12 protein-coding genes are annotated in these 12,731 nt (G+C 70.5%); 5 read left to right on the top strand and 7 right to left on the bottom strand.

The annotated features are described in order from the left end of the window. Positions 1-46: 46 nt before the first annotated feature. From LRS14_RS21385 to LRS14_RS21370, 4 genes are read left to right on the top strand one after another with little or no spacing between them, the layout of a single operon-like run. Positions 47-1,051: a dihydroxyacetone kinase subunit DhaK gene (locus LRS14_RS21385; protein ID WP_257801011.1), complete on the top strand. Its 1,005-nt coding sequence runs from the start codon at positions 47-49 to the stop codon at positions 1,049-1,051. An 8-nt stretch (positions 1,052-1,059) separates the two neighbouring features. After that, positions 1,060-1,734, top strand: a complete 675-nt coding sequence (locus LRS14_RS21380; RefSeq protein WP_257801010.1) for a dihydroxyacetone kinase family protein — start codon at positions 1,060-1,062, stop codon at positions 1,732-1,734. Beyond that, positions 1,731-2,633, top strand: a complete 903-nt coding sequence (locus tag LRS14_RS21375; RefSeq protein WP_257801009.1) for an NAD(P)-dependent oxidoreductase — start codon at positions 1,731-1,733, stop codon at positions 2,631-2,633. The genes LRS14_RS21380 and LRS14_RS21375 overlap by 4 nt, the downstream gene beginning before the upstream one ends. A 10-nt stretch (positions 2,634-2,643) precedes the next feature. Next, positions 2,644-4,149: an FGGY-family carbohydrate kinase gene (locus tag LRS14_RS21370; protein ID WP_257801008.1), complete on the top strand. Its 1,506-nt coding sequence runs from the start codon at positions 2,644-2,646 to the stop codon at positions 4,147-4,149. Positions 4,150-4,197: 48 nt separating this feature from the next. Here LRS14_RS21370 and LRS14_RS21365 read toward each other — a convergent pair whose 3' ends face one another. From LRS14_RS21365 to LRS14_RS21335, 7 genes are all read right to left on the bottom strand, one after another. Continuing rightward, entirely contained in the window at positions 4,198-4,899 is a 702-nt protein-coding gene (locus tag LRS14_RS21365; protein ID WP_257801007.1) for an ABC transporter ATP-binding protein, read from the bottom strand. Between the two features lie 77 nt (positions 4,900-4,976). Next, the gene (locus LRS14_RS21360; RefSeq protein ID WP_257801006.1) at positions 4,977-5,720 is read right to left on the bottom strand and encodes an ABC transporter ATP-binding protein; all 744 of its coding nucleotides are present in this window, start codon (positions 5,718-5,720) and stop codon (positions 4,977-4,979) included. Next, positions 5,720-6,736 carry a branched-chain amino acid ABC transporter permease gene (locus LRS14_RS21355; RefSeq protein ID WP_257801005.1) on the bottom strand — a complete coding sequence of 339 codons (1,017 nt, stop codon included), beginning with the start codon at positions 6,734-6,736 and terminating at the stop codon, positions 5,720-5,722. The genes LRS14_RS21360 and LRS14_RS21355 overlap by 1 nt, the downstream gene beginning before the upstream one ends. Positions 6,737-6,779: 43 nt before the next feature. After that, positions 6,780-7,652, bottom strand: a complete 873-nt coding sequence (locus LRS14_RS21350; RefSeq protein ID WP_046115142.1) for a branched-chain amino acid ABC transporter permease — start codon at positions 7,650-7,652, stop codon at positions 6,780-6,782. A gap of 126 nt (positions 7,653-7,778) precedes the next feature. Beyond that, positions 7,779-8,903, bottom strand: a complete 1,125-nt coding sequence (locus tag LRS14_RS21345) for an ABC transporter substrate-binding protein (RefSeq protein WP_257802196.1) — start codon at positions 8,901-8,903, stop codon at positions 7,779-7,781. Between the two features lie 47 nt (positions 8,904-8,950). Beyond that, on the bottom strand, positions 8,951-9,772 hold the full coding sequence (locus tag LRS14_RS21340; RefSeq protein ID WP_257801004.1) for an alpha/beta fold hydrolase: 822 nt from the start codon (positions 9,770-9,772) through the stop codon (positions 8,951-8,953). A gap of 73 nt (positions 9,773-9,845) precedes the next feature. Then, on the bottom strand, positions 9,846-11,429 hold the full coding sequence (locus LRS14_RS21335; RefSeq protein ID WP_257801003.1) for a benzoate-CoA ligase family protein: 1,584 nt from the start codon (positions 11,427-11,429) through the stop codon (positions 9,846-9,848). A gap of 293 nt (positions 11,430-11,722) precedes the next feature. On the opposite strand from LRS14_RS21335, the gene LRS14_RS21330 reads away from it, so the two are divergent. Further along, positions 11,723-12,655 (top strand): helix-turn-helix transcriptional regulator, encoded by a 933-nt coding sequence (locus tag LRS14_RS21330; protein WP_257801002.1) that lies wholly within the window; start codon positions 11,723-11,725, stop codon positions 12,653-12,655. Positions 12,656-12,731 lie beyond the last annotated feature (76 nt).

Genomic DNA, 12,731 nt, shown 5'->3' with positions numbered 1-12,731 from the left:
CGAGCCTTCCCGCCGACCCATCGAACGAACGAGGAGCAAACCCCCCATGAAGAAGTTCCTGAACCAGCCCGAGGCCTTCGTCGACGAGATGCTGGAAGGCCTGTACGCCGCCCATCCGCGGCAGCTGCAGTACGTGGCCGACGACAGGCGCTGCCTGGTCTCGGTGGCGCGCAAGCCCGGCAAGGTGGGCCTGGCCACCGGCGGCGGCTCGGGCCACCTGCCGCTGTTCCTGGGCTACGTCGGCCGCGGCATGCTGGACGGCTGCGCCGTGGGCGGCGTGTTCCAGTCGCCCAGCGCGCAGCAGATGTACGAGGTGACCAAGGCCATCGACCAGGGCGCGGGCGTTCTCTACATCTACGGCAACTACACCGGCGACATCCTCAACTTCGACATGGCCACCGAGATGGCCGAGATGGACAACATCCGCGTGCTGTCCGTGGTCGGCAACGACGACGTGGCCTCGTCGGTGCAGGGCGAGGAGCACAAGCGCCGCGGCGTGGCCGGCATTTTCTTCGTCTACAAGGCCGCCGGTGCCGCGGCCGACGAAGGCATGCCGCTGGACGAGGTCAGGCGCGTGGCCGAAAAGGCCCGGCTGGCCACTCGCACCATGGGCGTGGCGCTCAGCAGCTGCATCGTGCCCGAGGTGGGCCACGCCACCTTCTCGATCGGCGAGCAGGAGATGGAGATCGGCATGGGCATCCACGGGGAGCCCGGCATCCGCCGCGGCCCGCTGCTGCCGGCCGACGCGGTGGTCGACGAGATGCTCAAGCCCATCCTGGCCGAGCTGCAGCTGGGGCAGGGCAGCGAGGTGGCGGTGCTGGTCAACGGCCTCGGCGGCACGCCGCAGGAAGAGCTGTACGTGATGTACCGCCGCATCCACCAGGTGCTGGGCGAGCAGGGCGTGCAGGTGGCCCAGGTGCACGTGGGCGAGTTCGCCACGGCGATGGAGATGGCCGGCGCGTCGATCTCCGTCATCAAGCTGGACGACGAGTTGAAGCGCCTGGTGGCCGCGCCGGCCGACACGCCGTTCTTCCGGCTGCATCCGCAGTGAGGCCGACCGTGGACCCCATCGGCCAGGACGAGCTTGCGGGCCTGTTCGCCCGCCTGCGCGAGGTCTTCACCCAGCAGCGCGAGACCCTGATCGCGCTGGACGGCAAGGTGGGCGACAGCGACCTCGGCATCACGATGAACAAGGGCTTCATCGCCGCGCACGAGGCGGTGGCCGCGGCGGGCGCGGACGACGGCATCGGCAAGCGGCTGCAGATGGCCGGCATGGCGATCGCGAAGGCGGCACCCTCCACCATGGGCACGCTCACCGCCACCGGCTTCATGCGCGGCGGCAAGGCGCTGGCGGTTTCGCAGGCGGCGGCCATCGGCACGGCGGAACTGGCGGCCTTCTGGCGTGCCTACCACGACGGCGTGGTCGAGCGCGGCAAGGCAAAGCCCGGCGACAAGACGCTGGTGGACGTATTGGGCCCGCTGGCAGCCTCGCTCGAAGCCTCGGCCGCCGCAGGCTTGCCGCTGCTGCAGGCGCTGGACGAGGCCGCGCAGGTGGCGGCCCAGGCGCTGGAAGCCACCAAGACCATGACCGCGCAGCACGGCAAGGCCGCCGTCTTCCGGGAACAGTCGGTGGGGCTGCAGGACGCAGGCGCCACCGTCGGCTTCCTGATCATTCAAACCATGCGGGACCACGTCCTGCAAGCCGGCCGCTCGGCCGCAGGAACCCCATCATGAAGATCGCGATCATCGGCACCGGCGTGCTGGGCACCGGCGTGGGCCTCACGCTGCGGGGCAAGGGCCACGAGGTCCGCTGCTGGAACCGCACGCCGGCCAACGCCGAAGCCGTGCTGCAGGGCGGTGCCACGCTGCACGCCACGCCGGCCGAAGCCGCCGAAGGCTGCAGCCACGTCATCCTGCTGGTGTGGAACGAGGAGGCGCTGCGCACGGTGCTGGAAGGCGAGGGCGGTCTGCTTGCCGCTGCGCAGCCGGGCCAGGTGTTCATCGACATGAGCACCCAGCTGCCGGCCACCGCGCGCGACCTGGCGGGCCGCTTCGCCGAAGCCGGCGCGCTGTTCGTCGATGCGCCGGTGCACGGCAGCCGGGCCGAGGCGCATGCCGGCGGCCTGTGGATCATGGCCGGCGCCAGCGCCGAGGGCTGGGCCGCGGCCGAGCCGTTGCTGCAGGCGGTGGGCGCCTCGGCCCGCCACATGGGCGAGGTGGGTGCCGGCTGCGCCGCCAAGCTGTGCGGCAACCACCTGGTGTCCACCATCGTGGCGGCGCTGGCCGAATCGCTGGCGCTGGCGCGCAAGTCGGGCCTGGACGGCCACCAGCTGGTGGACGTGTGGAGCGAGAGCGACTTCCGCTCGCCCATCGTCGAAGGCGCGGGCCGCGCAATGTGGGACGGCGACTTCGACGTCTCGTTCCACCTGCGCACCATGGTCAAGGACACCGAGCTGATCCGCAACCACGCCGAGAGCCTGGGCGTGCCGGTGATGCTCAGCAACACGGTGCATGAGCTGAACAAGGTGGCGCAGAACCTCGGTTGGGGCGAGCTGAACGCCACCGCCATCTTCAAGCTGTGCGAGCTGATGGCCGGGATCGCCCCAGCACCGGGCGCGGCCGGCCGGGCCTAGTCTTCCGCGCATGCAAGACCACCTGCTCGGCATCGACGTCGGCACCTACAGCAGCAAGGCGGTGCTCACCGACCTGGCGGGCCGGGTGCTGTTCACCGCGGTGCAGCCGCATGGCCTGTCGATGCCGCAACCCGGCCATGTGGAGCAGGACGCCGATGCCGTCTGGTGGCACGACGTGGGCCTGCTCAGCCGGCGTCTGCTGGCCGACAGCGCGCTGGCGCCCGGGCGCATCGCGGCCATGGCGGTGAGTGCCATCGGCCCCTGCCTGCTGCCGCTGGATGCGGCCGGGCGGCCGCTGCGCCCCGGCATCCTCTACGGCGTGGACGTGCGAGCCACGCAGCAGATCGCCGAGCTGGAGCAGGCCATCGGCGCCGACACGATCCAGGCCTTCTCGCGCATGAGCCTGAGCAGCCAGGCCATCGGCCCGAAGATCCGCTGGCTGCGCCAGCAGGAGCCGGCGGTGTGGCAGGCCACGCGGCACCTGGTGTCGGCCACCTCGTACCTGGTGTGGCGGCTCACCGGCGCGCTGACGATGGACCGCCACAGCGCCAGCCACTTCATGCCGCTGTACAACCCCGCCACCGGCCAGTGGGACAGCACCCATGCCGCAGAGGTGGCGCCCATCGGCCTGCTGCCGCCGCTGGGCTGGGCCGAGGACCTGGCTGGCCGGCTGCAGCCCGAGGCGGCGACGCACACCGGCCTCGCCGTGGGCACGCCGGTGGCCTTCGGCACCATCGACGCCTTGAGCGAGGCGCTGAGCGTGGGCGTCACCCAGCCCGGCGACCTGATGCTGATGCACGGCAGCACCACCTTCTTCGTGCTGCAGCAGGCCACACCCACGCCCGACCCACGGGTGTGGACCGTGGCCGGCGCCACGCCCGGCAGCTGGAACCTGGCCGCCGGCATGAGCACCACCGGCAGCCTGACCCGCTGGTTCAAGGACGAACTGGCCCGCGACCTGCCGCCCGACGAGGGCTATGCCGAGCTGTTCGCCCGCGCGGCCGAGGTGCCGCCCGGTGCAGGCGGCCTGCTGGTGCTGCCCTACTTCAGCGGCGAGCGCACCCCGATCAACGATCCGCTGGCCAGCGGCGTGGTGGCCGGCCTGGGCCTGGGCCATCGCCGCGAGCAGTTGTTCCGTGCGGTGCTGGAGGGCATCGGCTTCGGCATCCGCCACAACCTGGAGGCCTTCGCCGACATCGGCGCGCAGGTGCGCCGCGTGGTGGCCGTGGGCGGCGGTGCACAGACCGACACCGGGCTGCAGATCGTGTCCGACATCACCGGCGTGAGCCAGGAGGTGCCCGGCGTGACGGTGGGCGCTGCGTATGGCGATGCCTTCCTTGCCGGTCGGGCGGCCGGCCTGCTGCAGCCCGACGACCTGCAGCGCTGGGTGCGCCCTGGCCGCCTGGTCCAGCCCGACGCGGACCGGCATGCGTTCTACAGCCGGCTCTATCCGCACTTCCGCACGCTGTACACCGCCACCCGCGAGGTGGTGCATGCGCTGAAGCGCCTGGGCTGAGGCGACGCCGAGGCCGTCTACCGGAGGGTACGCGGCCCGCGCGTGGCTTCAGACACCCAGGTACTCGGCCAGGCCGGCCGTGTCCGCCGCCAGCACGGTGGAGGCGCCGGCCCGCTCGATGCGGCCCTTCTGCATCACCACCGCCTGGTCGGTGTGCGCCAGCACCTTGCGGTAGTCGCGGTCCACGATCAGCGTGGCGATGCCGGTGGCGCGGATCTCGCCGATCACGCGCCAGATCTCGGCCACGATCAGCGGCGCCAGGCCTTCGGTGGCCTCGTCCAGGATGACCAACCGGGGGTTGGTCATCAGCGCGCGGCCGATGGACAGCATCTGCTGCTCGCCGCCCGACAGCTGCTGGCCGCCATGGCCCAACCGTTCGGCCAGCCGAGGGAAGGTGCTCAGCACCCGCTCCAAGGTCCAGGCGCGGCGGCCGTCCAGGCCCGGGCGCTCGGTCATCACCAGGTTCTCGCGCACCGTCAGGTTGGGGAAGATGCCGCGGCCCTCGGGCACATAGCCGATGCCCAGCCGCGCCATCTTCTCCGGCGCCCAGCCGGTGACGTCCTTGCCGTCCACCTGCACGCGGCCGGAGGCGGGCTTCACATAGCCCATCAGCGAGCGGATGAGCGTCGTCTTGCCCATGCCGTTGCGGCCGAGCAGGCCGACGGCCGTGGCGGTCGGGATCTCGACGTCGACGCCACGCAGGATGTGGCTGTCGCCGTAGTAGGTGTTGAGGGCTTCGATCTTGAGCATGTCAGTCCCGCCCGGCCGCTCGAAGGGACTGAACGCCCCCCTGGGGGCAGCGAACGAAGTGAGCTTGGGGGTCGTCATCAATGTTCCCCGAGGTAGGCGGTCTGCACGTCGGGGTGGCGGCGGATGTGCTCCGGCTTGCCGGTGGCGATCACGCAGCCGTTGACCATCACCGTGATGCGGTCGGCGATGCGGAACACCGCGTCCATGTCGTGCTCCACCAGCAGCACCGCATGCGTGGCCTTCAGCCGCTGCAGCAGCGCCAGCATGCGGTCGGTCTCCTCCGCGCCCATGCCGGCCAGTGGCTCGTCCAGCAGCAGCACCCGCGGCGCGGTGGCCAGGCACATCGCCACCTCCAGCTGGCGCTTGCCGCCGTGGCTCATGGTGCCGGCGATGCGGTCGGCCTCGTGCGCCAGGCCGGCGGCCTCCAGCGCCGCCTGCGCGGCGGCATTGCTGCGCACGCAGCCGGTGGCCGATTGCCACAGCGCCCACGGCCGCGCGAAGGCGGCCTGCGCGGCCAGCCGGCAGTTCTCGCGCACGGTGAACTCCGGGAAGATGGTGGTGCGCTGGTAGCTGCGGCCCACGCCGGCGCGGGCGCGGCGGTGCTGCGACCAGCCGGTGATGTCCTGCCCGTCGAAGCGGATGCGGCCGGCGCTGGCGCCGATCTCGCCCGACAGCATGTTGATCAGCGTGGACTTGCCTGCGCCGTTGGTGCCGATCACCGCATGCACCTCGCCCACGTGCAGGTCCAGGGCCACGTCGCTGACGGCCAGCAGGCCGCCGAAGCGCCGGCTCAGGCTTTCCACTTGCAGCATCGCGGCCATCATGCGGCTCCCTTGTGCGTGCCCTGGGGCGACAGCCGATCCATCAGCCCGATCAGCCCCTTGGGCAGCAGCGCGACGAAGCCGATGATGGCCAGGCCCAGCGTGAGCTGCCAGTGGTCGGCCAGCGGCCCCACCAGCCCGTGCGTGGACAGCACCTCGCGCAGCAGCGTGAAGGCCACCGCGCCGATCACCGCGCCGCGCAGGCTGCCCAGGCCGCCGAGGATGATCATCAGCAGCACGTCGCCCGAGGTGTGCCAGGACAGCATCTCGGGGTTGACCACGCCGTCGCGCGAGGCCACGAGGAAGCCCGCCAGCCCGGCGAGCGCACCGCCGATGACGAAGGCCGCCAGCTTGTACAGGTAGGTGTTGAAGCCGGCGGCCCGCATGCGCTGCTCGTTCACCCGGATGCCGGCCAGCGCGGCGCCGAAGCGCGAGCGGCGGATCAGCGCCAGCAGGCCGTAGGTGCCCGCCAGCGCGGCCAGCGCCACGAAGTACAGCGTGCGGCGGTCCTCCAGGTCGATGGCGCCGAGTGCCGGCCGCACGTACAGGTAGATGCCGTCGCTGCCGCCGCCGATGCCGGTGTCGTGGAACACGAAGTACGCCATCTGCGCGAAGGCCAGCGTGACCATGATGAAGTAGATGCCCCGGGTGCGCAGCCCCAGCGCGCCGACGAACAGCGCATAGGCCGCCGCGCCGCCCATCGCCAGCGGCAGCACGGTGGCGATGGAGCCGCCGGCTTCGCCCGAGGCCAGCACGGTGACGTAGGCGCCGATGCCGTAGAAGGCCGCATGGCCCAGGCTCACCAGCCCGGTCATGCCCACCACCAGCTGCAGGCTGAGCGCGAAGATCGACAGGATCATCACCTTCAGCAGCAGGTCGGTGAGGTAGGGCGTGAGCACCGGGGCCAGCGCGGCCAGCGCGCCCAGCACGCACAGCGCGGGCAGGGCCGGCTTCCAGCCCGCCGGCCGCGGCGGGGCGGCCGCCGGGCCGTGGAGGGGGCTTGCAGGCAGGGCCATGGCAGCGGATGGGGACGTTGCGCCGAGGTCGGTCTTCATGCCGTCAAGCCCTGCGGCCCATCAGGCCTTCGGGCCGCCAGATCAGCACGATGGCCATCAGCAGGTACACGCCGATGCCGCTGAGCTCGGCGAAGAACACCTTGCCGAAGGTGTCGACGAAGCCCACCAGCAGCGAGGCCACCAGCGCGCCGGTGATGGAGCCGATGCCGCCGATCACCACCACCACGAAGCAGATGATGAGCACGCTGCCGCCCATGCCCGGGTACACGCTGGACATCGGCGCGGCGATCATGCCGGCCAGCGCCGCCAGCGCCACGCCGGCGGCGAACACGATGCGGTACAGCCGCCGGATGTCGATGCCCAGGCCGCGCACCATGTCGCGGTTGCTGGCGCCGGCGCGGATCATCATGCCCAGCCGCGTGCGGTTGACCACCCAGTACAGGCCGAGCGCCAGCACGATGCAGGCCGCCGAGGCGAACAGCCGGTAGGTGGGATAGCTCATCACCTCGCCCAGCGCGAAGCTGCCGGCCAGCCATTCGGGCGGCTTGACGCCATGCACGTCGTTGCCCACCAGGATGCTGCGCAGTTCCTCGAACACCAGGATCAGGCCGTAGGTCATCAGCACCTGCTGCAGGTGCTCGCGCTGGTACAGGTAGCTGTAGAAGGCCCACTCGAGGAAGTAGCCGAACACCGCCGCCAGCACGATGCCGGCGGCCAGCATCAGCAGGAACTGGTCGCCGAACAGCGGGCTGAGCGCAAACGCCATGTAGGCGCCCAGCATGTAGAAGCTGCCATGCGCCAGGTTGATGACGCCCATGATCCCGAAGATCAGCGTCAGCCCCGACGCCAGCAGGAACAGCAGCAGCCCGTACTGCACCGCGTTCAGGCACTGAACCAGAAAGGTAGGCACATCCATCGACAGTCTCCAGGTGCAGCCCTTCGCGGCTGCGTGCCTTCATCAAGCGGCCACCACGGATCCGGCTCCGCCGGTCCGTTGGTGGCGCCCCTTGAGGGGGAGCGCCGGAAGGCGCTCCGGGGGTGGTCACATCCTGCAGCCGCGGGCGGGGTCAGACAGCGACTTGCTGGCGATGCCGACCACCTTGTTCTCCTTGCCGTCCACCTTGCGCAGGTAGATGTCCTGCACCGGGTTGTGCGACTTGGACAGGGTGAACGGCCCGCGCGGGCTGTCGATCCTGGCCTTCTGCAGCGCGGCGGCGAACTCGGCCTTCCTGCTCACGTCGCCCTTGACCGCGGCCAGGCCGGTGGCCAGCATCTGCGCCGCGTCGTAGCCCTGCACCGCGTACACGTCGGGCTGCATCTTGAAGGTCTTGGCGTAGGCCAGGCGGAACTGGTTGTCGCGCGGCGTGTTCAGGCCGTCCGCATAGTGCAGCGTGGTCAGCAGGCCCTGCGCGGCATCGCCCTGCGCCTCCAGCGTGCCATCGGTCAGGAAGCCGGAGCCGTACAGCGGGATGGTCTTGTTCAGGCCCGCGGCGGCATAGTCCTTGACGAACTTCACCGCGCCGCCGCCCGCGAAGAAGGCGAACACCGCATCGGGCTTGGCCGCGGCGATCTCAGTGAGCAGCGCCTGGAACTCCACGTTGGGGAAGGGCAGCGTCAGCTGCTTGCTGACCTTGCCGCCTTCCTTCTCGAAGCCTTCCTTGAAGGCATTGGTCATCTCCTCGCCGGCTGCGTACTTCCAGGTGATGGTCATCGCGGTCTTCTTCTTCTCCTGCTTCGCTGCCACCGTGCCCATGCCGTAGCTGGACTGCCAGTTGGAGAAGCTGCTGCGGAAGATGTTGACCGCGCACATCGGGCCGGTGACGGCATCGGAGCCGGCGTTGGGCACGATCAGCAGCGTGCCGCTTTCCTTGGCCGCGCGGGCCATGCCCATGGCCACGCCGCTGTGCACCGTGCCCACCAGCACGTCGACGTTGTCGCGCTTGATCAGCTTGTTGACGTTGTCGGTCGCCTTCGACGGATCGGACTCGTCGTCCACCTTGAAGAACTCGATCTCGCGGCCGGCCAGCTTGCCGCCCTGCTCGTCCACATACAGGCGGAAGCCGTTCTCGATGGCGACGCCCAGCGCGGTGAAGGTGCCGCTGTACGGCAGCATCAGGCCCACCTTCAGCTTGGGCTGGGCCTGCGCCATCGCCACGGACGATGCCATCAGCAGCGAGGCGGCCAGCGCCGGAATGGCGAATGCGGTCGATCGGATCATCGGGGTCCCCTTGTGTCGTGTGGGCGGTGGTGGTCTTGCAGGAAGCCGCGTGCCGCCGCGATGACGGCCGCGGGCTGGTCACGGTGCGGCGAATGGCCGCAGTCGGGCAACGCCAGCAGCTGCGTGGCGGGCAGCAGCCGCCGGATGCTGCGCACCTGTTCCAGCGTGCCGTACTCGTCGTCGATGCCCTGGATGGCGAGTACCGGCGCGGTGATCTGCGCCACCTCGTGTTCGATGTTCCAGCCGCGGAAGGTCGGGTCCAGCCAGATGCGGTTCCAGCCCCAGAAGGCCGAGTCGGCATCGTCGTGGTAGCGGCCCAGCCGCTGCGGCAGGTCGGTGGTCAGCCAGGCCTGGCGTGCGCCTTCGATGCTGGTGATGGACAGGTCTTCCACGAACAGGTGCGGCGCCAGCACGATGGCGCCGGCTGTGCGGTGGCGGGCCGCATGCAGCAGCGCGATGGAGCCGCCGTCGCTGTGGCCGAAGAGCCAGGGCGGGCTGCCGGCCGTGTCGATGCGCAGCGCATCGAACAGCGCCGGCAGCAGCTCGTGCGCCTGGCGGTGCATGAAGTCGGGTGCCCAGCGCTCGTCGGCCGCACGGGGGGTGCTGCGGCCATAGCCGGGGCGGGAGAAGACCAGCCCGCGCACGCCCAGCGCATCGCACAGCCGCTGCGGGAAGTCCTTCCACATGGCCACCGAGCCCAGGCCTTCGTGCAGGAAGACCATCAGCGGCGCGGCGGCATCGTCCACGCGCAGCCACTGGTGCTCGATGCGCACCGTGCGGCCCTGCCAGGCCAGCTCGGCGAAGCGCGTGCCGGTCATGGGGCACCCTCCCGCTGCGCGGGATCCCGCCGAGCGGGAGGAGCGCCGCCTCCGGGCGGCCGGGCGGCGGCGCTCACGCCTGCTTCTCCCGCTCGCGCAGGCGGAAGCGCTGGATCTTGCCGGTGGCGGTCTTGGGCAGCTCGTCGACGAACTCGATGAAGCGCGGGTACTTGTAGGGCGCCAGCCGGTCCTTGACGAAGGCCTTGAGCTCGGCCTCGTCCACCTGCTGCCCGGGCTTGAGCACCACGAAGGCCTTGGTCTTGGTCAGCCCTTCCGCGTCTTCCTTGCCGATGACCGCGCTCTCCAGCACCGCGGGGTGCTGCATCAGCGTGGCCTCCACCTCGAAGGGCGAGACGTAGATGCCGCTGACCTTGAGCATGTCGTCGCTGCGGCCGGCATAGGTGTAGTAGCCGTCGGCATCGCGGCTGTACTTGTCGCCGCTCTTGGTCCAGCCGCCCTGGAAGGTCTCGCGGCTCTTGTCGCGGTTGCCCCAGTACATCAGCGCGGCGCTGGGCCCGCGGATGTAGAGGTCGCCCACCTCGCCGTCGGCCACCGGGCGGCCGTCGTCGCCGCGCAGCTCGATCTCGTAGCCTGCCACCGGCCGGCCGGTGGTGCCATAGCGCACGTCGCCCGGCCGGTTGCTGATGAAGATGTGCAGCATCTCGGTGGAGCCGATGCCGTCGATGATCTCGCTGCCGTAGTGCGCCTTGAAGCGCTGGCCGATCTCGGCGGGCAGCGCCTCGCCGGCCGACGAGCACATGCGCAGCGCCACCGCGTCGCGCGGCGGCAGCCCGGGCGAGGCCAGCATGCCGGCAAAGCCGGTGGGTGCGCCGAAGAACACGGTGGGCCGGGTGCCGGCCAGCGCCGGCGTGGCGCCGGTCCAGCGCTGGAAGGTGGCCGCGGGCGTGGGCCGCTCGGCCATCAACACCACGCTGGCGCCCACGCTCAGCGGGAACGTGAGCGCATTGCCCAGCCCATAGGCGAAGTACAGCTTGGCCGCCGAGAAGCACACGTCGTCCTCGGTCAGGCCCAGCACCGGCTTGCCGTACAGCTCGGCCGTCCAGTAGGGGTTGCCGTGGGTGTGCACCGTGCCCTTGGGCTTGCCGGTGGAGCCTGATGAATACAGCCAGAAGCCGGGCTCGTCGGGCCCGGTGGGCGCGGGCCGCGCGGCCGGCGCGTGGCGGGCGATCAGCGCCGCCAGGTCGTGCGCGCGGGCGCCGTGCAGCTCGGCCGGCAGGGCTTCGTCGGGGTGCGACACGATGATGTGCCGCAGTTCATGCTCACCCAGGTCGAGCGCGGCCTGCAGCGCCGGCAGCAACGCGCCCGACACCAGCGCCGCCTGCGCGCGGCTGTTGGCCAGCATGTAGGCATAGTCCTCGGCGGTGAGCAGCGTGTTCACCGCCACCGGCACCACGCCCGCATGCATGGCGCCGAGGAAGCCCACCGGCCAGTGGCTGGTGTCGTGCATCAGCAGCAGCACGCGTTCCTCGCGGCGCAGGCCCAGCGCCTGCAGGGCGGCCGACACCCGTCGCACCTGGTCGGCCAGCTCGCCATAGCTCAGCACGCCGAGGTCGTCGATGTATGCCGGCTTGCCGGCGCGGCCGGCATTGAGCTCGAGCAGGTGCTGCGCGAAGTTGAACCGGGCAGGCAAAGTCATGGCGATGTCTCCTCGCACGGGGATGTCTTCTCGGATGCCCATGTCAGGCCGGTGCGTCAGGCCGTGGCCTCGAGCGGGTGGCCCGCGACGTGCCCCGCCGCCTCGGCCATGCGTTGGTGAAATGCGGCTTGCGACATGCGGCTGGCTCCTGACCCGGCGACTCTGCTTGATGCGCTACAGGCAATGAAGTATCTTGCCTGCGACAGGAAGATAGCCAGGGGTCAATGCAGCGTCAAGCAATATAGTGCACTCGCAGTGATAACCCCTAGGGCCCGACCGAGGCAACGGACAACATGAACGACAGCGCTGAACTACGACCCGCCAGCCCGGTGCTCGACGCACCGGACGCCGCGGAGGAGGCCAAGAACCCGTTGCTGCTGGCCCTGGGCGAGCGGGTGCGCACCTTGCGTGCACGCCGCGGGCTGACGCGCAAGCAGGCCGCGTTGGCGGCGGACGTGTCGGAGCGGCACTTCGCCAACCTGGAATACGGCATCGGCAACGCCTCCATCCTGGTGCTGCAGCAGGTGGCTGGCGCACTGCAGTGCTCGCTGGCCGAGCTGCTGGGCGACGTGACCACCAGCTGCCCCGAATGGCTGCTGATCCGCGAGCTGCTGGAGCACCGCAACGAGGCCGAGCTGCGCCGCGCCCGCATCGCCCTCACCGAGCTGCTGGGCCAGCCCGGTGGCGACCGCGCACGCGGCGGCCGCATCGCGCTGGTGGGCCTGCGCGGCGCCGGCAAGAGCACGCTGGGCCAGATGCTGGCCGACGACCTGGACCTGCCGTTCGTGGAGCTGAGCCGCGAGATCGAGAAGGTGGCCGGCTGCAGCATCCGCGAGATCCACGACCTGTACGGCACCGCCGCCTACCGCCGCTATGAGCGCCGCGCGCTGGAGGAGACGGTGCAGATCTATGCCGACGTCGTGATCGCCACGCCCGGCGGCCTGGTGTCCGACCCGGCCACCTTCAACCTGCTGCTGGCGCACTGCACCACCATCTGGCTGCAGGCCTCGCCGGAAGAGCACATGGCCCGTGTGGCCGCGCAAGGCGACATGCGGCCGATGGCCGCCAGCAAGGAAGCGATGGAAGACTTGCGCCGCATCCTGGCTGGCCGCGCCGCCTTCTATTCCAAGTCCGACCTGACGCTGGACACCAGCGGCAGCACGCTGGACCAGAGCTTCGCGGCGCTGCGTGCGATGGCGCGCGAGGTGCTGGCGCTGGAAAGCTAGCTAGAGCAATATATTGCAAGGTTGTTGGCCTTGACGCATGGGATTGCACGCACTATGCTGCATTCCATTGCGTTCG

It is taken from the genome of Aquincola sp. J276 (assembly GCF_024700035.1).
GTDB classification, from domain to species: Bacteria; Pseudomonadota; Gammaproteobacteria; order Burkholderiales; family Burkholderiaceae_C; genus Aquincola; species Aquincola tertiaricarbonis.
The sequence above is the reverse complement of the archived record's forward strand: the minus strand, read 5'-3'. Positions and strand labels throughout refer to the sequence as shown.